The organism is Gammaproteobacteria bacterium, assembly GCA_016765075.1.
Classification (GTDB): Bacteria; Pseudomonadota; Gammaproteobacteria.
Window position 1 is genome coordinate 14484 of the sequence record JAESQP010000037.1, and the last position, 20968, is coordinate 35451.

At 46.0% G+C, this 20968-nt stretch carries 16 protein-coding genes; 8 read left to right on the top strand and 8 right to left on the bottom strand.

Annotated features, from left to right (window positions below):
* Positions 1-8: 8 nt before the first annotated feature.
* The gene (locus JKY90_02160) at positions 9-572 is read right to left on the bottom strand and encodes a GspH/FimT family pseudopilin (GenBank protein ID MBL4851074.1); all 564 of its coding nucleotides are present in this window, start codon (positions 570-572) and stop codon (positions 9-11) included.
* 214 nt (positions 573-786) lie between these two features.
* Between JKY90_02160 and JKY90_02165 the strand changes: the two genes are divergently transcribed.
* Positions 787-1701, top strand: coding sequence for an NAD(P)-dependent oxidoreductase (locus tag JKY90_02165; GenBank protein MBL4851075.1), 915 nt, complete (start codon positions 787-789; stop codon positions 1699-1701).
* Positions 1702-1825: 124 nt separating this feature from the next.
* Positions 1826-2209 (top strand): VOC family protein, encoded by a 384-nt coding sequence (locus JKY90_02170; GenBank protein MBL4851076.1) that lies wholly within the window; start codon positions 1826-1828, stop codon positions 2207-2209.
* 69 nt (positions 2210-2278) lie between these two features.
* Here JKY90_02170 and JKY90_02175 read toward each other — a convergent pair whose 3' ends face one another.
* On the bottom strand, positions 2279-2548 hold the full coding sequence (locus JKY90_02175) for an EF-hand domain-containing protein (protein ID MBL4851077.1): 270 nt from the start codon (positions 2546-2548) through the stop codon (positions 2279-2281).
* 396 nt (positions 2549-2944) lie between these two features.
* On the opposite strand from JKY90_02175, the gene JKY90_02180 reads away from it, so the two are divergent.
* Positions 2945-5902, top strand: a complete 2958-nt coding sequence (locus JKY90_02180) for an insulinase family protein (GenBank protein MBL4851078.1) — start codon at positions 2945-2947, stop codon at positions 5900-5902.
* A gap of 519 nt (positions 5903-6421) precedes the next feature.
* Positions 6422-7048 carry an NUDIX domain-containing protein gene (locus JKY90_02185; protein ID MBL4851079.1) on the top strand — a complete coding sequence of 209 codons (627 nt, stop codon included), beginning with the start codon at positions 6422-6424 and terminating at the stop codon, positions 7046-7048.
* A 6-nt stretch (positions 7049-7054) separates the two neighbouring features.
* Here JKY90_02185 and JKY90_02190 read toward each other — a convergent pair whose 3' ends face one another.
* Positions 7055-8395, bottom strand: a complete 1341-nt coding sequence (locus tag JKY90_02190) for a thioredoxin domain-containing protein (protein MBL4851080.1) — start codon at positions 8393-8395, stop codon at positions 7055-7057.
* A 346-nt stretch (positions 8396-8741) separates the two neighbouring features.
* On the opposite strand from JKY90_02190, the gene JKY90_02195 reads away from it, so the two are divergent.
* The 4 genes from JKY90_02195 to JKY90_02210 all read left to right on the top strand — a co-directional run bounded on the left by JKY90_02195 (position 8742) and on the right by JKY90_02210 (position 13234).
* On the top strand, positions 8742-9101 hold the full coding sequence (locus JKY90_02195) for a DUF1249 domain-containing protein (GenBank protein MBL4851081.1): 360 nt from the start codon (positions 8742-8744) through the stop codon (positions 9099-9101).
* A 595-nt stretch (positions 9102-9696) separates the two neighbouring features.
* On the top strand, positions 9697-9873 hold the full coding sequence (locus JKY90_02200; GenBank protein MBL4851082.1) for a hypothetical protein: 177 nt from the start codon (positions 9697-9699) through the stop codon (positions 9871-9873).
* A 184-nt stretch (positions 9874-10057) separates the two neighbouring features.
* Positions 10058-11050: a hypothetical protein gene (locus tag JKY90_02205; protein ID MBL4851083.1), complete on the top strand. Its 993-nt coding sequence runs from the start codon at positions 10058-10060 to the stop codon at positions 11048-11050.
* A 468-nt stretch (positions 11051-11518) separates the two neighbouring features.
* Positions 11519-13234: a HAMP domain-containing protein gene (locus JKY90_02210; protein ID MBL4851084.1), complete on the top strand. Its 1716-nt coding sequence runs from the start codon at positions 11519-11521 to the stop codon at positions 13232-13234.
* Positions 13235-13239: 5 nt separating this feature from the next.
* On the opposite strand, the gene JKY90_02215 is transcribed toward JKY90_02210, so the two are convergent.
* The 5 genes from JKY90_02215 to JKY90_02235 form a co-directional block, all read right to left on the bottom strand.
* The gene (locus JKY90_02215) at positions 13240-14742 is read right to left on the bottom strand and encodes a vanadium-dependent haloperoxidase (GenBank protein MBL4851085.1); all 1503 of its coding nucleotides are present in this window, start codon (positions 14740-14742) and stop codon (positions 13240-13242) included.
* Between the two features lie 265 nt (positions 14743-15007).
* Positions 15008-17116: a TonB-dependent receptor gene (locus JKY90_02220; GenBank protein ID MBL4851086.1), complete on the bottom strand. Its 2109-nt coding sequence runs from the start codon at positions 17114-17116 to the stop codon at positions 15008-15010.
* 81 nt (positions 17117-17197) lie between these two features.
* Positions 17198-18001 (bottom strand): hypothetical protein, encoded by an 804-nt coding sequence (locus JKY90_02225; GenBank protein MBL4851087.1) that lies wholly within the window; start codon positions 17999-18001, stop codon positions 17198-17200.
* A 188-nt stretch (positions 18002-18189) separates the two neighbouring features.
* The gene (locus tag JKY90_02230; GenBank protein MBL4851088.1) at positions 18190-19002 is read right to left on the bottom strand and encodes a citryl-CoA lyase; all 813 of its coding nucleotides are present in this window, start codon (positions 19000-19002) and stop codon (positions 18190-18192) included.
* 13 nt (positions 19003-19015) lie between these two features.
* Positions 19016-20905 (bottom strand): thiamine pyrophosphate-binding protein, encoded by a 1890-nt coding sequence (locus JKY90_02235; GenBank protein MBL4851089.1) that lies wholly within the window; start codon positions 20903-20905, stop codon positions 19016-19018.
* Between the last annotated feature and the right edge of the window lie 63 nt (positions 20906-20968).

Genomic DNA, 20968 nt, shown 5'->3' on the forward strand with positions numbered 1-20968 from the left:
AATAAATGTTAGGAGCATGGCATTGGCGTATCAGCAACACTAACGCTTCCGGTTGCAGTAATAGTGATTTGTCTGCCTGTTTCGCCGGTGCGGTTATCGCAAAATGTCAAAGTGTCGCCATTGTCTACGAGACCCGTGGCTGAATAGCGAAATGTGCTTTGTGTGGTACTTGTCAGTATGGAGGCAGTGTTTAAAGGCGCTTGCACTCTGACAATTTCCCCGGCATCCAATGTACTGTCGCTATCCTGATCAACCCAAACTATCCACCCTGATGCCCAGTTGGTGGTGCCAGTGCAAGTCATCTGGTCGGTGCTGACACATATTTGAGCATTACGTTGTTGTTTGACGGCTGTGCTTCGCGCCAGTTGCAGGCTGGCGATAAACTGGTTAGTTTCTGCGCTGATACGATTGTTTTGAATAATTTCGCTAAAGCTGGGTATCGCAGCGGTCACCAGGATGGCGGCGATAGCCATGGTGACTATTAACTCGATCAGCGTAAAACCGTGTTGGCCTACTATATGTTTTTTGTCCATGTTGCTGTCATCGGCGGATAGTAGGATAGGTTTAGTCATTCTGGACAGGTGGCCGAGATTTGGCGATAAACGGTTAAAATCATCTGTCAATGGCTATATTTGGGTAGTTTTAAGGTGGTTTTATGCTCGGGCGTCAACAGTGTTTGGACATGTTTGGTGTGGGCTTAGCTATGGTAATCTGCGCGCATGGGTCAATGAGCAAAGAGTGTGGTATGGCTAAGTGGATAGCGTCAAATTTGGAGTGGAACGATCAATGCGTGTTGGGATAATAGGTTTGGGTGCGATGGGCAGTGGTATGGCCGCTAACCTACATCGTGCCGGGCTGTTGTCGATGGTCTATAACCGAAATCAGCAACGTAGTGCTGACTTTACAAAAGCCTGTAGCGTTGCTGTGGCGAATAGCATTGCTGAGCTTGTGGCGACCTGCGATACGATAATTGTTTGCGTCTCGCGCGATGAAGATGTGTTGCAAGTGGTCGCGCAAATTAAAACAGATATAAAGCCTGATAGCGTGGTGGTAGATACCTCGACGGTAAGTCATACTACGGCTAAACACGTCTCCTGCCAGTTAGCAAAGTACGAGGCTCATTTTCTTGATGCCCCCGTTAGTGGTGGTGTTGAGGGCGCTAAAAATGGCACGCTGGCAATGATGGTGGGTGGCGACAGTGCAGTGCTTGAGCGTGTTCGGCCAGTGCTTGCAGCGATAAGCAAAACCATTGTGCACATGGGTGGTGTCGGTACTGGCCAGGCGACCAAGGCGGTGAACCAGATTATGGCCGCAGGGATAAATCAGGCGGTGACTGAGGCCTTGGCCTTTGCTGAGGCAGAGGGATTACCGATTGACAAGGTGATAGAGGTGATTGGTGCGGGTGCTTCGGCTAATTGGTTTTTGCATCATCGCGGCGCCAGCATGACCCAAGGTGAGTTTGCGCCGGGGTTTAAGCTCGGTTTGCATCATAAAGATTTGCAGATTTGCCAGGCAATGGTGGCCGAGCACGGTGTGCATTTACCTATTATTGAGATGAGTTTAATTCTTTATCAAAGACTGATTGATGAAGGCTTTGCCGATGAGGATATCTCAACCCTGTTTCGACATAAGCAACGCATGTTTCAGCAGGCTAGGAGCCTGTCGGACTTAGGTGATCGTAGCGAGAGAAAGCCATTTTGAGTTCATTTTTTTGATCATTGGAGGCGTAGTTGAGCATATTTAACGAAAAGGATCGGAAAAAGGGGCCAAAATGGCTCAACGCAGTAGATTCATCCTAAGTCCGACAGGCTCCTAGACATTGAATATGCGTTTTAGTCTGACGAGTATTCATCATGGCAGTGTTGTTGTTGCGGATATCGAAGCCTCTTTGGCGTTTTACTGCAATATATTGGGCTTGATGGTTGATCCAGCGCGACCGGATTTGGGCTATCCTGGTGCCTGGCTATGCGTTGGTCAGCAACAAATTCATTTATTAGCCGTCGATAATGTTGATCCAGTAGCGGGACGTCCTGCCCATGTCGGTCGTGATCGCCATATTGCATTTCAGTTGGAAAACATTGATGCATTGGCCGAGCAGCTTGAGTACGCTGATATCTCCTATACACGCAGTCGCTCGGGGCGTAATGCACTGTTTTGCCGTGACCCCGATGGTAATGGCCTTGAATTTATCCAGGTAATCACTCAATAAGCGAGCAAACCCAGTGTAAACTGGGCTTGCTGCAATTTTAGACTAACTTTTTGTCTGAAGATAACACTCTTATTCAGCTTCCTCGGTGTTGGATTCTTGAGGAGAGTCTTGTGAGGAGTTAGCTAGAGTTGAAAACTCATCTTGATCAAGGCGGCCATCTGAATTACTGTCTGCGCCAGAAAACAACGGTGCTAGAACAGCTGATTTAGCTGCTTCACCTTGATCAATAGCGCCATCAGCATTGACGTCTAGCTCTGAGAAAGAAACGCCTGCCGATAATGCGGCAGCGGAAAAAAGTAGGCAGCTTGCACCTAATAATGTTGAAATACGATTTTGCATATCAAACTCCTTATCTGATTAATAAAATATTAACCTCAAAAGTGCTAAGGGCAAACGTAAAGCGTTTGTATCCGTTGCACCATCGAGCTTACTGTTATGCAATGCATTGCAACTAAGATTATAGGCAGCCTTCCTGAATCCTTGCTGATTATTCTTGAGCAGAGAAAAGTGATGAGTAGATCTCGTATTATGGCTATGTCGTGTATGTACTGTAGACTGCATATTGTGTGCAAATAAGCATTTTCTTACTAGATTTTTTCAGTCTATGGCCATATATAGTTAAGGTTTATGGGATAGTGCTCAATTGTTATGCAAGGGCTTTAAGGAGCCTCTGATTAATTCACCCAGAATTAATCAGAGGCTCCTTAAATTAATACCAAATGTTAAGGGGTAGGTATGTCGACCACAGTGGCTGATAGACAGGCAATCGATTTAGGTTTCGAATGGTTGCGCAGTGAGGATATTGAATCACTCAATGTCACCGTAGAAGAGTACCGACATAGTGTCACGGGTGCGCTGCATTACCATATTGCCAGTGATAGCCCTGAGAATGTGTTTCTGGTAGCACTACGTACGGTGCCGATGGATTCCACCGGTGTGGCGCATATGTTGGAGCACACCGTGCTCTGTGGTAGCGAGCGTTACCCGGTACGTGATCCGTTTTTTATGATGATACGGCGTTCGCTGAATACCTTTATGAATGCTTTTACCAGTAGCGATTGGACTGCCTACCCCTTTGCCAGCCAAAACCGTAAAGATTTTTTTAATTTGCTGGATGTCTATCTCGATTCGGTCTTTTTTTCGCGTTTGCACGAGCTGGATTTTTTGCAAGAAGGCCATCGTGTTGAATTTGAATCAGCTGATGATGCATCGTCAAAATTGGTTTACAAGGGTGTTGTTTTTAACGAAATGAAGGGGGCGATGAGTTCAGTAACCAGCACCTTGTGGCATACCCTAACTAAATATTTATACCCAAGCACGACGTATCATTACAACAGTGGTGGCGACCCCGAGCATATTACCGATTTGAGTTACAGCGATCTCAAGTCATTTTATCAAAGTCATTACCATCCGAGTAATGCGGTCTTTATGACGTATGGTGATATTCCTGCATCGCAGCACCAAGTGATATTTCAAGATCGCGTGTTGTCACGTTTTGAGCATCTTGATCATAATATTAGCGTTGCTGATGAAAAGCGTTATTTCTCCCCCATTGTTGTCGAAGAGTCCTATCCGCTGTCAGCAGATGAAGCCGAAGGTGATCGCACACATATTGTGTTGGCGTGGTTGCTGGGTAACAGTACTAAGCTGGAAGACGTATTGCGTGCCAACTTGTTGAGCAGCTTATTGCTTGATGATAGTGCCTCACCCTTACGTCGTGCGTTGGAGACGACAGATTTGGCTGGCTCGCCATCACCACTGTGTGGTTTGGAAGACTCTAACCGCGAGATGGCGTTTGTCTGCGGTGTGGAAGGTGCTAAGCCTGAAAGTGCGCAAGCGGTAGAAGATCTTGTACTGTCGGTATTGAAAGAAGTCGCTGACAAGGGCATAGAGCAGGACCGTATCGAAGCGGTGTTGCATCAGTTAGAACTGGGGCAGCGCGAGGTCGGTGGCGACGGTTTCCCTTATGGTTTGCAGTTAATGTTGGAAGGTCTGTCTAGTGCGGTGCATGGCGGCGACCCGGTGGCGATGCTGAATCTCGATCCCGCGCTTGAAAAATTGCGTGAAGAAATTAAGGCGCCTGATTTTGTTAGTCGCTTGATTGACGATCATTTATTGAATAATGCCCATCGGGTTCGTTTAACCTTAAAGCCTGATGCGCAATTAATTCAACGTCGCGATCAGGCGCAAGAACAGAAACTAGAAAAAGTTAAGCAAGCATTGACTGCAACGCAGCAAAGCAATGTGATTGATATGGCGGCCAAGTTGGCTCAACGTCAATCGCAAGAAGATGATCCGGGTATTTTGCCTAAGGTCGGTATCGAAGATGTGCCTGCCAGTATTCATATTCCTCAAGGCGAACAACTAAAAATTGATAGTGCGGCGCTACGTTATTATAGCCAGGGCACAAATGGCATTGTCTATCAGGAAATTGTCACGGCACTGCCTGATTTAAGCACAGAAGAGCTGGCAATATTGCCTTATTACAGCGCGTTATTGCCAGAGCTGGGTTGTGGCGAATTGGATTATCTGGCGGCGCAAATATGGCAATCAAAAGTCAGTGGTGGTGTCAGTGCTTACAGCACAATTCGTGGTGCAACGGATGATGCGGCCAATACCAAAGGTTATCTGGTTATGTCGGGTAAAGCCTTGGTACGTCATCATGCAGAACTGACGCAATTATTAAAACAAAGTTTTCTTGCAGCGCGTTTTGATGAAACATCACGCATTCGTGAATTGATGAGTCAAATGCGACTGCGGCGCGAACAAGGAGTTGTTGGTAGTGGTCACAGCCTTGCCATGACGGCGGCCAGTGCAGCCTTTAGCCCCATCGCTAACTTACAACACACGATGCGAGGTCTGGTTGGTTTAAGTAATTTGAAAGCCCTTGATGATAGCTTGAATGACAATAAGGCGCTGAATACCTTGTCAGAACAGCTTACTACACTGCACCAAAAGATTGCCGCATCACCTAGACAGTTTCTGCTTGTCGGTGAAGCAGAGCAACGAGATGTGTTATTAGATGCTTTGTCATCACAGTGGCAGGGTGTTGCTAATGCCCGCCAAGCAGCACACTCAGTGCTTGCTGTTGCATTGCCAGAAAAGACATCGTTAGAAACACGCGGCGAATTTTGGCTGACCAATACACAGGTTAATTTTTGCGCCCGTGCGTATCAGGCTGTTGCGATTGCGCATGATGATGCAGCGGCCTTATCCGTATTGTCTGGTTTTATGCGTAATGGCTATTTACATACCGCAGTGCGTGAACAAGGGGGTGCCTATGGTGGTGGTGCATCTTACGATCCGGATTCGGCGACGTTTCGTTTTTATTCCTATCGTGATCCACGTTTAGTTGAAACACTGGATGATTTTGACAAAGCTATTGATTGGGTATTGCAAAATAATCATGATGAGCGCCAGTTAGAAGAAGCTATATTAGGCGTTATTGGTTCGATTGATAAGCCAGGTTCGCCTGCAGGTGAGGCCAAGAGCACCTTTCATGCTGAATTATTTGATCGTGATGCGGCATTCAGGCAGCAGACGCGCGCACGCATACTTGATGTGACATTGAGTGATCTTAAACGTGTTGCCCAGACGTATCTCGATCCGGAAAAATCAGTAACTGCAGTAATTACTCATGCAGATAATACTGGTTTGGCCAGTGACTTGGGGTATAACACCAGGAAGTTATAGAGGCACCCTAAGGAAGTTATAGTGACATCCGTGTCACTATAACTTACGGTTGCTAGCACCAAATATGGCGTCATCCAAATCGCCATTGCAACATTCCAGTTGCCATTACGGCATCCTTACCGTCCTCCTTGGTTTTGTACGAGCGTCTAATTTCTTAAGTAACCTCTGATGTGTCATGGACGATTATCTTATGATCAAAATATTCGGATTCGCTAATAGCAGGCGCTTTAGGCGAGGCGCAAATCGCACGTAATAGTGGGGTGCGCCCTGAGGAAGTGCCTTGGGGTGTAACGCAGAAGCTGGGTATTTTGATCATAAGATAATCGTCCATGACACATTAGTAGTTCCTTAAGTAGGGTAACGACTGTTTGGACAATAACTTTAGTCGTCTAAATTTCTTTTCTCATTGCCACGCAGCTGCGTGGTAATGAGAAAAAATAAAAATCGAATGTGCGAGCGGTCTTGATGAAGTAATATTAACTATAATTAGGTAGACCTCAGTTGGAAAAATATAAAGAAATCAGCAAGTTCAAAGCAAGTAAGTTTAATCAGCAAGATGTTGAGATACTGAATCGCTGCCTAGCTTATGCAGGCTACTTTCGTATTGATGCTTACCAATTGCGTCACAAACGTTTTGATGGTGGGTGGAGTGAAGCACGCGATTTTGAACTGTTTGAGCGAGGCCACAGCGTCGCTGTCCTACCTTATGACCCACAAACAGACCAGGTTGTATTGATTGAGCAATTTCGCATGGGCGCTATTGCTAGCGATAGCGCCTGGTTGTTGGAAATCATTGCCGGCATGGTAGAAGACGGTGAATCGCATGAAGACACTGTGCGTCGAGAGGCAGTTGAAGAAGCCTGTTGTGACCTGACTACACTTGAATCGATTAGTAACGTCTATGTCAGCCCTGGTGGCAGTTCAGAAACCTGCCAAATCTATTGCGGCAAAGTTGATATCTCAACAATCAAGCATGACTATGCTGGCCTGGCTGATGAAGGTGAAGATATTCGCATTCATATTACGTCTTACGATGAAGCTATTGCAGCGCTCAATACAGGGAAAATATGCAGTGCGCCGGCTATGATTGGCTTGCAATGGCTACAATTAAACAGAGCACGTTTACGACAACAGTGGGGGCCTTAAAACAGCTTAGTGGTCATGCCCTTCGTGTGAAATAGGTTTTGCTTTAGGCAGTTGCGAAAACTCTACTGCGGCATCATCACCGCCACTTAAAATTAAACTGTAAATCAAGTGTGGCATAACGGTAAGCGTACGGCCGTTCATGACTAGCAGTGGTGTACCGCTAATATCATGCTCCTGCGCCATAGCAATATCGGTTGCCAGTGCTTTTGCTGTCGCTGCTGAATCGATGCAAACAGTTAGTTTTATCATATCGACGTCGTGGTCACGGATGATGTCGCGCATCATCTCGGTGTTCAGTTGCTTTTGGTTAGCGAAAAAGGTTTCTTGAACGCTGTATGCCTTGCTCTTATCATTACTTAGACAGATCAATGATTTCGCTGCCAGGCAGCTCACCCCATTGTTGCGGCTGCGCGACATATTAGGGTTGCACTCACTGTCTAACGGGTAATAACGCGTTTCCAATGACCAGTCATCAGCACCCGCCGAGTTTTTAATACTGGCAAGCTGCTGGCTGAGTTGGGCGCAGTGTGGACAAGTGATTTCTAACCATTCGATGATCTTGACCGGGCTTTGTTCGTCACCAAAGGATAAGCGGCGAGGGTCAGCTTTATGTTCAATTGTTTTGGCATCGCGGTACTCAGCGAGAAAATCACTCATTGCCTGTAGTGCTTCCTCAGGTTGAGTTGCTATGAATTGTTTTAGTTTGTCATTGTTCTTAGTCGAGCTTGTCGCTAGGCCAGATCCAGAGTGAGTATCGTCGCCACCTGCCACAATTGGGCTATTCAACACAGAGTATAAGGGCGTATTTTTTCCTGGAATGAACAATATTAAGGCTAGGACGATAGTCAGCGCCAAGGCGATGCCACTACCAGCAAGAATTTTAGTGTTCTCACCTTTTAACCTGGCAAAGATAATAAAAGCGATGATGGCAACAATTATATAAAATATAATGCAACTCAAGCAAAACACTTGCAGCGACAGGCTGTAGAGAATTAATGCGATGGTAGCAACAACTCCTGTTATCGCACAGATGCCTAGCGCTGAACGTGACAGCGACTCATCACGATTTTTTTGCTTATCTAATAATAGTTTGATGGCAAACACTATTATCAAGACAGACCAAATCAGACCCCAACCAGCAATAGGGATGCTGCTGAATTGATGAATGTTGGTTGATAAGGCAGAATCCCAGATAACACTGCAATCGAGAGTTTCATTCACTGCGCATAGTGGTTTTTCGCCGCTATTACGCAGCGATAGCAACGCAAGCCACTGGTAGACCGTGGTGGCAATACCAGCTAATGCGGCGATAAGCAGGGTTAATATTGCAGTGCGTGATGGTTTCATAGGGGCATAGTATAAAGCTAAATCGGTTTTTGAGATAGACTGCAAGTCGTGTATCAGTTGTCGCAATCTATGATATTGTCATTATCAAGCTAAAGATAACAATGACGTTTTTCAGATTGTTTTTTATTGTATTCGCAAGATGAGGAAAAGTTTCTTTGCTATTGGTCGCTAGACTATAGAAGTAAAGGGTGTGTAAAAATTCCGTGTTGATTGATTAGGTTGTGGAATGAATAAGCATTGCATCTCAAAATCACGTGGCAGTTTTCGCGAAAGTGTGAGGGCGCGTAGTTGTGCCATTGAATATTACGCCTCCCTTGAAGTGTACGATGATAATTACGAGCGACTTATGATTTTGTGGCCCGCACTGCTGCAAGCGAACTTAAGACATCGGCTTGAATTTTCAGGGGGTGATGGTTTTAGCTTTGAGTTGCTTGAGAAGACGCCTTATACCAGTGTGGTGCGCCTAACGGCAGACTGGAGTTTATGCTCAAAGCTTGTACCGACAGCGGAAATGGCAGTGCGCTTATATCACGATGCTGCGGTGGCGGAAGTTTTGTCTTATCAAAATCGCAGTCGTTTCAAAGTCGAATATGACTACCCTAACCCCAATATGTTTAATAAACGCGAAAAACGGCGTTTGAACGAATTTCTGGGTGAATGGTTAGCTTGTATTTTTCACCACCGTTCTACTGCGGCAGCCCAGTGATACGCGCCAGATGGCTTGGTGTGCATCCTTGATCTATTTCGCCACGAACAGTGGTGAGAAATGCAGGCCAGGGAATCTCTGATTAATTCGTAGAACGTGACCTTGCTGCTTAAAATTCTTCAGCTCTTTGTTGCACTTTCAGGGTGCTTTCTGCGAGGTGCGAATCTTGCCACCCCAAGAGTGCTTCCTCAGAAATACTACCGCATCCTCTCAGGGTCTGCCCCCCGTGCCAAGCACGGGGCAGGCTCCGCGAAAGCGTGGGGGCGCAATAGCCCCACTCTTGACAAGATGGGCACCTCGGTCTAAAAAATTGTAGCCATCAAACTCACCACTCCAGACACATCAGATGCTGCCTCAAGGTTTGTTTGTTACATTTGAGGAAGAGCAAAGAGCAAGCTTATTTAGTACGCAATGTGTGTGCTATATCACATGTTTTGACTGTTTTGTCTATCATTCCCTTTTAAAGTTACTGCGCACCAGGTCGATATTCTAAGTGTAGTATGACATCTTGTTTTGCGGCTAAAACAGCCGCTTTTAGGGTAGTCAGAAGCGTATCTGGTGGGCCGTATGGCCACTCAACATCGGGAGTAACGTGATGCAATCTGCACCAAAAGAGAAGCAACGTAGTGAGCTAGCGATGGAATCCGAGGGTTTCCTGCTTGATGAAATGGAAGAAATCAGCGCCGAGCATATCCAGGTCGATGCCTGGGGTAACGAATGGGATAATAACGGCGATTTTATGGATATGGATTTTCGATTGGTAGAAGACTAGCCTGATCTGTTGGCAGCAAAAAATCCTGGTGTGTGTGTCGGCGCTGAGAAGAGTACAATATTGGCCTTGTTAAGGGATTATTAAGACACCTTCTAGTTTAATATTAGTTGAATTTCGCCGAGTAGCGTCTAATTTTGCAGTCTTTATTGAAGGCAATGAGAGAAGAATACGCTTCTCTTAGGTTATGGATAACATTTTGATAGATTTGTCCGCCAAGAGCCTGCCTGCGCGCGAGCGTAGCGGCATGTTTCAGCAAGGTATTGTTACACTTGCCCTCTTTTTTCTTGGTGTCTCTGGCGCCCAGGGTAAAGACACTGTCGCAATATTCCAGCCTGATTTGCGCGCGCCCTATGATCAAGTGTTTCGTGTCATTATCAATGGCATTAAAGAAACAGCTGATTTCAAAGTAAGCATAAGAAAAATTTCCAGTAATGACAATCAACAAACGCTATCTGACTGGCTGGATAAAAAAAATATAAAAGCAATTATCGCCCTTGGCCACCAAGGACTTGAAGTAGCTAAAATTGTTGCTGGTGGCAGACCTGTTTTGGTGGCTGTTTCGTTGCTTTCAGCAGATATTCTTGAACACGATAACATCGGCGGCATTAGCCTTGCCGCAGATCCTGAAGCGATTATTATCGAGCTTAAACGCTTAATCCCTGCTGTAAAGAAAATATTTGTCGTCTATAGCCCAATACATAACGACTGGCTGATGCAGTATGCTGCTAAGGTAGCAGAAAGTAATGGTATTGAGCTTAAATCGATTGCGGTATCAGACCTTAGGCAAGCGGCTATTCAATATAAGACAGTGCTTAATGAGCTTGAGACCGAGCGCAGTGCACTTTGGTTGCCATTAGACCCCATTACTGTGGAGAATCGCACGATTTTACCGTTAATACTGCGTGTTACCTGGGATCGAAATTTAACGCTGATATCCAGTAATCCGTTACATGCCAAACGCGGCGCGCTATTGTCTGTCTTTCCTAAAAATAGGCAGATGGGACATAATATTGCCAACACAGTAAACAAATGGCTGAGTACGGGTAACCCAGACTTTGAGGTAAAGCTTCTTATGGATTTAGGTTTTGCTATTAATATTCGAACTGCAGCACATTTGGCTATCAATCTCGATAAAGAAGACCTCAAGCGCTACGATCTTAAGTTCCCTCAAAACTAGCCCGGATAATTCATGAATAACGCAATTTCTCACTTGGCTCTTGACCCTAATCCCCAGATAGAAACACGTATACTACACAAGCTCTTGATTTCACAGCAAAACAAAAAATAGCCGCCGAACCTATGGGTGCGACTGATATTTTTTGGTTCACTGTGAAATCAATATCTTGCACATTACCTCGCGTTTCTATCTGGGGATTAGAGCTTGATATTACAGTAGATTATCTTTAATTGACCGTACCCACCAGTACGACACTCAATCAGATAATCTACTGTAATATCAATTACCTGCGCGCCCTGAGGGTTGTCGCTAGACAACCCGAGGAAGTATACCCCTCAAGGGGGTACTAAAAAGAGCTCTTGGGGTGCAATAATCTCGCGTATTCATGAATTATCCAGGCTAGAGTATTTAATGAGGGCATTACTAAGAATATTACTACCACACAATAGAGAGTTTCGACGCCAGATAATGTTATTAGTGTCAGTCGGCATTCTTGTGTTAGCGCTGGTCTCTTCGCTATTAACTGCGTGGGTTACCAGTAAAAATTCACGTCAGCAGCTTATTGATCAAGGCTTACAGCTGACCCAGAGTTTTGCTGAGCAAAGCGTATTAGCACTATTATTTGAATCTGCCGAAAACGCAGAAGATTTGGTTGCCAGCACCTTATCTTTCCCAAATGTAATGTATGTTAAGTTATTGACACATGATGGAAAAATGCTGCTGCATGAAGGGGATGATTCGGTTGATAAACTCAAAAATATTCAGGCAAATGTGCGCGGAAGGCTGGGCTTCGAGGGTTCTTTTCAAGCCCCCCTTGAGGGGCGCACGCTGCACCCCGAGAGCCTGTTACCCGTGCCAAGCACGGAGCAGGCTCCGCGAAAGCGTAGGGGTAGGATGCCTGAAGTCGTTGAGCAGGGCGCGGTTTTACTCTGTGAAACGGATATCTACCTCTGTTTTCGCGCCCCTGTGTTTGATAGGCAGGCAGACGAACAAATAGTAGCGTTTATTGGTAGTGATCAAGCTCCAAATTTATTGGGGTTTGCCGACATAGTGATGAGTAAGGCTGAGTTAAATTCCCAACGTATAACGACTATTTTGCAATATACCCTAGTGTCTTTTGTGCTGGCCATTATCATTTTGCTTGTTTTACAAAAAATATTATCCCGTATCGTGACGCCTTTGAGTGAACTGTCTGCATTAATGCACAAGCAAGACGTAGGGGAAAAGACATCACGAGCGAAGATTAGGGGGCCAGTAGAAATTCGAGATATGGCACATGCTTTTAACTCTATGATGGATGTATTGGATGAACGCGATCTGCGTCTACGTAATCAAAATGACAATTTAGAGAACAAAATAAAGGAACGTACACGTGACTTGCGTGATGCGCGTGATGCGGCAATTCAGGCAAGCAAACATAAGTCAGCCTTCCTCGCCAATATGAGTCACGAGCTAAGAACACCTATGAACTCTGTACTGGGTTATACCAGTATGGTGCTTGAGGATGCTCGTAGCGATCATTTTAATCTTGCAACTTGTGTCGAAGACCTCAGCCGAGTCGACAATGCGGGTAAGCATTTGTTGTCAATGATTAATAATATTCTTGACCTGGCAAAAATTGAAGCCGGGCGCATGGAATTAGAATGTGGCACGGTTGATATTAAACAATTGGCAGGTCAGGTTGAAGATAGTGTATTACCCCTGATTACGGATAAAAATAATAAATTAGTAGTGGACGTGGTGTCTGATGTCAGCTCTTTGTCGATGGATGCTGTTAAGCTGAGACAAATTTTAATTAACTTGCTGAGTAACGCCGCCAAATTTACCGAACAAGGCACCATAACACTGAAAATCGAGCACAGTATTGATGCATTGTTTTGTTCTGTTGTTGATACCGGTATGGGCATGGATGAAGAACAGCAGCAGCGAATATTTCAAGCGTTTAAGCAGGGGAATATGACAACCACCAAGGAGTTTGGTGGCACCGGTTTAGGTTTAACGATTTCGCAACATTTGTGTGCCTTGATGGGCGGCACAATTAAAGTGAAAAGTGACTTGGGAAAAGGGTCGGCGTTGTATTTCACATTGCCACTACCGTTGCAAGAGCACCAGTCAGAAGAAGCTCAGTTGGTAGGACTGGTGGGTAAGTATAGGCTGCCAGAGGAGAGAGCTTTGTCAAGTTGAACACATTATTGTATTCCTTTGCTTGGGCCTCGTTCTGGCGCAGTTCCAGCAATTAGCTCGTTTATATACTCAAACGCAGTATCTCCAAATACGCTACAAAGCTTATTGCTTACATCAACAGCAGCTTGAAAATGCACGCCTGCCCATACCCGGCTTTGACCGCAATCTTGGCTAAACTCTGTCCAGGTTTTCCAACTCAAAGTAGTATTAGTAGCAGGAGTAATGCCTGGCTCTGTTTTGGATGAGCCCACTGTGCGGTCAACCTGGAAGCCCAAGGTATCGCTATTAAAATACTTACGGGCTGCCTGTGCCTGAGCCGTACAGAAACAAGCCGAAGCCGATGGATATTCCGGATGATCTGCTGCTGCCAGGTAGCTTTTCCATTCCTTGCCTGGAATATCATCAACGCTACCTTGTCCCACACCTCCCCATGCCGTTACAGCTTTATCGCCATAGATATGGTGAATTGCGCTAAACGGTCTTACCGCATCATAACGCCGTTTTTCCTGCCAAATTACAATACCTGCATCAAATGAGGCCATATTGACCAGAAAATCCAGGTGAATAAATTCCAATAGCGATAAACCTCGTGATTGTGCAACAAATATAGCGGTTGTTGCCAAGCTAGCTATCTTGTCATCAAAAAACTCGGCTGACAGTTTTTGCTTATCAGTTAACTTAGCCGAAATTTTTAAAACCCTGTCTGCTTGAGCCTTATAATTATTCAATTCAAGGTGATTGCTATTCACTGGTGGGGGAACCTGATAAGCCGTTGCGGTTTGATAGGAATAGGGTTCTACCAGCGCATACTGTGGTGTGACAAATTGCTGAATCTTGTACAGACCCATACTTTTGCGCTGCATATCTGGCTGCCAGCGTGATGGGTCTCGCAGCTGATAGGCGGTGTTAATGGGCTGGTATTCCGTATAGTCCCTATACGGCATCCTGTTGTAGCGCTGATCACCTTCATCGCCGAGTTGGTTCATGCCATCGTGCTCGCGTCCGCTGACCACGCCATTGCCAGCGGCGTTGCCAATGCCAATGGCAGTTGTTAAGTCGGTACTATCGTCATCAGGATTTAAACCAATGTTTGTTAACATATCACGCCAAACCTGTTCTTGTTGTGGGGCTAGGCTGTTTAATATTCGGTATGATGCATAGAGTAGTGCGATATTGATATTGCGATTGGTTTTAGATTCCAGCGCTGGTCGTCTGCCTAACCGTGTGTAGACCCCTACTGCAGTAGGATGATACGGTGCGGCCGCATCAAACCATGCGTTAGTGGTTAAAGCCGAGGTTCTTAATATCAGACTGGCATCGCCACCACTTGGAGAAATATGATGACCGAATGGCGCGACGGTTGGAAAGAAGATTTCTGTTAAGGCATTGCCACTATCAAAATCAAAACCTTCTGCTAGCGCATTTTTCTGCGTTAAACCACAGAGCAATAATAGAATAAATATTAATTTAGGTGTCTTTAGTCTTTGCATAAAATGCTGATTGTTCATTTCATTTCCCTTAATCTTAGGCGAGGTAATCCATTGATAGATTTAGTTGCGATTTCACTGCTGTCCCCTTAACTTTTTTCCGTCATTCCCGCGCAGGCGGGAATCCAGAATGTCGTTGAAACCACTGGGTTTCAGTCTTCGCTAGAATGACAGCAGGAGGTTATTGATTTTCATTTCTCTAATCCCACAAAGTAACCTAATAGCTAAGTGTTATGCCAGTTAAACAATGATACATATTAAGTTAACGGGACAGCAGTGTTACGATTTAAATACGATATTCCAAGCTAATGAAGCCGTGAATGCCAGGCAAAGGTAAATCATTAGTGATCGCCGGTGCAGGCACGCCATTCAAGCTAGGTTCGCGGGCATCCTCATCAAATAAATTACGCACAATCAATGATATGTCTAAGGGTAGTTTGCCAAAGCTATGACGTAGGCCGAGATCGACTGTGGCGTAATCATCAATATCATCACGCGGGTCATCGAATGCACGCTTTCTGCTGCCTACCCAGTTAATTTGTGTATTTAACTGCCAGCCGTGAATAAACTGCCAATCGCTGCGGATATAAATTTGATGCTGCGGTGCATTGGCGACATCACTGTTACTATCTTCGTCGGTGGATTTTTGAAAGGCATAGTTGGCCAGCAAGTTCAGTTCGTCATTGACGCGCCAATTCATTTCCCACTCCAGGCCGAAGCCAGTTTGATCGCCGGTATTTTGAATTACAACTGCTGACGAAGTAGTGGGTACAGGCCGAATAATATCGCGTAACTCATAACGAAAAATATTAAGCGTTGTCGCAATATCCTGGGTTGGGTGATAATCAAAAGCCAACTCGATGGTGTCAATAATTTCTGGGTCAAGATTAGGATTACCCAGCGCCACCGGGTTATTGATATTTCGTGTCTCCGCGAACGAGGGTGCCCTAAAAGCACGACCATATAACAGTTTGGTGGTGAGGTTATAGGCCGATTGCCAGACCAAGGCAGCACGCGGATTAATAGTAGTGCCAAAGTCGGAATAATTATCCCAGCGTACACCTGCGGTCAAATCCCAATCACGCGTGAAATTCCATTCGTCCTGAACGAAGAGATATTGAATGGTACGACTACCCGGCTGTATAAAAACCTGGTTTGGGTCATTGCTAACATCAATAACATTACCACCAGCAATGGTTGTCGGTAGAAAATTGTTATCTAACTGAAAATTTCTACTTTCTCTCACCCTGTCAATTTCCTCATGGTTGACCCCTGCTCCGAGCCGAATTCGGTGATTGGTAAAACCGTGATAAAACGCCGAGCCGCCGAATCGCACATGGCGCTCAAAGACATCCGGATTGCCAAGCACGCCATTGGTAAAGGTTTGTCCATTGGGGAAGCTGGCGCCTGCTGGAAACAGAAATAAGTCGGATTTTGCGCTGGTGTCGAAATAACTTAACTGCCCAGTGAAGTCCCAATTATCGAAGCTGTCTTCATTTTTGTAGGTCAGGTCGGCGTTAAAGCGTTCGCTATTACCTTCACCGATAGGATCGAGCGTTGGACCGACACCTGCACCGGTGCCGACGTTTTTTCTGTCCTGGTAACCCAGTCTTAGTTGCCAATCCAAGCGCGTTAAATCGAGGCGCACATCCAGCGTCTCACGTTGGGTATTGACTGGCCCGGGTGCGTTAGAGGCAGCAGTACCTTGCGCGTTGTCAAGCGCGGTTTGCGCATCGAATTCGACAATCTCACGTTGGCCATCTGTTTTGTGATATTGAAATGAAAACGCGACATCGAGGCCATTATTACTTTGGCCATGCAGTAACCACACGCGTTGGCTGTCAAAGGAACCGGCACCGGTGCCGATTTGTGTACCGTTAATTTCGCTGGCGCTTTTGGTGACGATATTAATGGTGCCAGCAAAGGCATCGGCGCCATGCAAGGCCGAGCCAGGGCCACGAATCACTTCGATGCGCGAAATATTTTTAACCGGCATGCCACCCCAAACCAGGCTTCTGTCTCCTGCAAAGAGATTGGTAATGGGTATGCCGTTAATCAACACCAGTACTTGGGGGTTGGTGTCTGAATAGATGCCGCGAATCGTATAGATGGGGTTATAGCCACGTGATGACCGTGCGACATGCAGGCCAGGAATGGTTTCGAGGATTTGATCGAGATCGGTGGCACCGATAGCCTCTATATCATCGGCAGTAATCACGCTGGCCACAGCCGGTGCGCGCGAGATCGCTTGGCTTGTTCCGGTTGCCAGGCTAATAAATTCTTCACCGCCATAAAGCAGATCAAGTTCTTCTTCCTGAGATAGCTGTGCTATTGCTGTACTGCAAGCTAAAAAAACAAGAAAAAGCCCAAGTGCAGGGCTAAGATGTGGCGGCATTACTCCTCCCCATGGTGCTAATTATTCCTTTATGCCAAGGCCATCGGCGCTACTTTACGATAAGCTTAGATGAGATACAGTCTACCAGCTCCTGGCCATTTTGCCGTGGTAGGCGACCACGTCGCAGCGAACAGGCAAAAATGTGCCTTGTGTTTGTTTTAAGCTGTCAATAAAGCACGGCAGCATGCCGCCGGTAAAGCCAAGGCACACATAGTGGGCAAATTCGTCACGAGACAGCCCCCTGTCTATAGCGATCGCTGCGACGGGCGCGGCAATATTCATTTTCATGCGCCAACGCCCCTTGATTAAGGTTTTTTCTATCTCATAGGCCAGTTGCAAATGCAGGCCGGGTTCAAAGCCTAGTCTGTCTAACAGTTTCGATAAGGGTTTTATGCGTTCATCCTTATTGATAATGGGTCTGCCATAACCGGCTATGGATCGATGGGCGCTGAGTTCTTGTTGCAGCATGTCTTTTAAACAGGTATCGGTGGAGTCGAGCATTAATTGACAGCGTGTTAAAAAATCATAAGCCCTGACCAAAGGTTGACCACCATATAACTGGGCTTCGGATAAGGCGTTGGCACCGCTGAGCGCCAATGTTGGTGTTGAGCGTACTGTGCCAGCCAGGGCGGCGACGCGGTTATTCCATACCCGTGGATCAGGATAGCTGGTACATAGCACCCAGATGCCTTCAAACAGTTTGATTTCGTTGTCACTGAAACGGCGCCCGGTAATGGCGAACAGCAATAGCTCCATCCAGCGCATATCTTTGAGTTCAGTGAACAAGTCTTTGCCACGGATGACAACGCGCTCGCCGGGGAACGACAAGCCCATCGCTGTTTGCCAACTATTTTCTGCTGCGAGTAATTTTTCAGGTGAGGTCATGTTTTATTCCTATTCGAATGGCACTTACTTAAGACATTGAAATAGCGCTATTACGTCATTCCGGCATTCTTTTAGCCGGAATCCAAGCCTCAATAGCTGGATTCCGGCTAAAAGAATGCCGGAATGACGGGAGTGGCTGATAAATGTTTCTTAAGTAAGCACCATTCTATTCCGATTCCTTATTACTGTTAGGGTCTGTTGTTAGGGCCAGGGTCGTTAGTGAGTGTGACCGCATTTTTAAAAAAGGGATATTTACGCCAGCCATAATGGCGTTGTTCTAAAGCATGTGCGCCGGCACCGGGTAGACGTAATAGTAGATAGAGCATCTCACCCTGTTCGGGTGATAGCTCCAGATCAGTCAATGCGGCAGCCATTAGTCCGGTCATAGCCAGGGGCATATTGGCGCTGCTTTCTAATTGTTCGCGCTGTGTTTGTAACCAGGGCAATGCTTTGCCTGGTGACAGTGCAGTGAGGTGTTTGAGGCTTTGTAGAACAGGCGTTGCGCAGTGAGCGCCATGCGGATCAAAGCCGGGTGTGTGTTCCATCTCAGGCCAGACATCAACACGCGCAGGCTTGGGTGGTTGCGCGATGATGGCCTGCCATGCTGTTAATGAACAAGCACATTGTTGCCAGTATTGCATGGCGAGAAAGACTTCTCTGGCGCCGCCCAATTGACCTGCGCCAACCGATAAGGCGGCAATGAGACTGGCCGCACTGTGCGAACCCCCCACCCCGCCTAACATGGCAGCACGGACGGAATGATCACGCGGCCCGGGGTTTGCCAGCACAACAGCAATGCCTTCGAGTAATTGGCTTTGTTCGGCAGTGGGGCGTTCCAGGGTATATAACAGGAAGAGATAGTCGATCCAACTGATTTTCCCCAGCAAATCACCATAGACATCATAGCCACTGCAAAAACAACGTTTTGCCGCAAAGGGATTATCGTTTTCTGCTTCTTCTTGCCAGATTTTTGTATTAATTACTTCTTGTTTGTCTGTCATAATTTATATCGATTTATTTGTGTCCAGAGGCAAGCATCTCAAGTCGTCCTGATAAGGGTGGTGACTCCGTTGTATCGATAAGTATGTCAATAAGTGTAGGTTGCAGACGTTTGCTTAATTGCGTGAGATTGATGTTGTTTAAACCATCGAGTGATGTCACTTTGATTCCATTTGCACCAATTGATTTTGCGTATAAGGCGAAATCTACCGCAGGTAAGTCGCTACCAATTTCTTCGGCGCCAGCCATTTTCTGGCCATGTTTCACCGTTCCGTAGGCTTGGTCATTTAATACAATGTAAATAACGGCTAGCTCTAATTGGACGGCAACGGTGAGTTCGTGCGCGCTCATTAACATAGAGCCATCACCAACAATACATATCACTGATTTTTTAGGGCTCGCCATTGCAACGCCTATGGCAGCAGCAATAGACCACGCCATAGACGCAAAGCCCATACCCATATAAAGGTAACTTGAGTTCTCACCACTGGTTTTATAGCACGGGTTGAGATAATGAATTGACCATAAAAAACTATTGCCAATATCTGCTAAGAAACACGTGTTATCGGGTGCGCGTCTGGAGAGTTCGTGCATGATTCGCTGTGGTTTAAGTGGTTCATCGTTATCGAGATACTTAAGTTCGTCTTGCAGCTGAAAATTGCGCGACAGCGGAGTTAATATGCCTGATTTTCTACGCTCTTCATGTCTTTTGTCATGTATTGAATCGGTGTTTTGTTTTCTTCTGTCTATTCTGCGCCGTTCAAATGGAATGACTTTGTGCTCAGTTTTTTTTGTAGTTTTGCGAGGGCCAATTGGAAATATATTATTTTTCGGCGTGTTTAGGTATTCAAATATTGATTTGATATTGCCGAGTACGTTGATATTGGCATATTGACTGTGATTGAAATGATCAGGGTTGGAGCCAATGTATACGGTTTTGTTAGAGCCTGGATCACTGGGTTGCCAGCCGTAGGTAGCTTGTTGGTCTAGCATGCAACCAATGACGACAATAAGGTCGGTTGTTTTTGAAGTAAGTAGTTGTATTGCAGAGTTGTGCCCAGCGAGACCACATACACCATAAAAATGGGGGTGATAGGGGTTGATTAGTCCTTTGCCTTGTGGCGTTGCAACCATTGCTGTGCCACTTTGTTCACAATAAGTCAGTATGCTGCTAATCGCTTCTTTACAACCTTCGCCGATAACAAATACCGGTTGCGATGAAGCGTGTAATTCTTCAGCTAAGGCATTGGCCGTTTCAATATCAAAAGCGGTACTTTGGTGAGTAAAAGGTGGGAATAAGCGACGGTTGGGTGGGGTGGGGTATTTGCTTCTCGCAATATCCAGTGGAATGCTCAAGTGAACGGGTTGTTGATGTTGATAAGCCTTGCTAATAGCAGCAATAAGTTTGCGTTCTAATTGATCGGGATGTGAAATCAGGCTGCTATAGGCTGTGCAATGTTTAAAGATGGCGACGGTGTCAATGGCAGTGCAAGAGGACTCTTGAACTGCTTGGTTGCCAAACTGATTGATTGGAGTTTGACCGGTAATAACAAGTATTGGTGTTCTATCTTGATAGGCTGATGCAACGCCGGTAATCATATTGGTTGCGCCGGGGCCACTGGTGGCAATGCAAACGCCCAGTTTGCCGCTTTCTCTGGCATAGCCATCTGCCATAAACACAGCACCAGCTTCGTGCCGTGCAATAATGGCTTGCGGCCCATTGCTGGCGGCACTGCGTGCCAAGGCATTAAAAATAGGTTCTATTGCACCGCCAGGAAGGCCAAACACGTATTCAACTTCTAACTCCTTTAGATACCTTAAGATTATATCCCCAGCTTCGTATTGCTCAATTGAAACTGGTGTTGCTTTGTCTAATAACTGACCCATAGGTTGGGATATAGACACGTTGCCTCCTTGCAAGATTGATATCCTATCAATGATCCTTAGGGGCTAGATTAACGGTTGCTG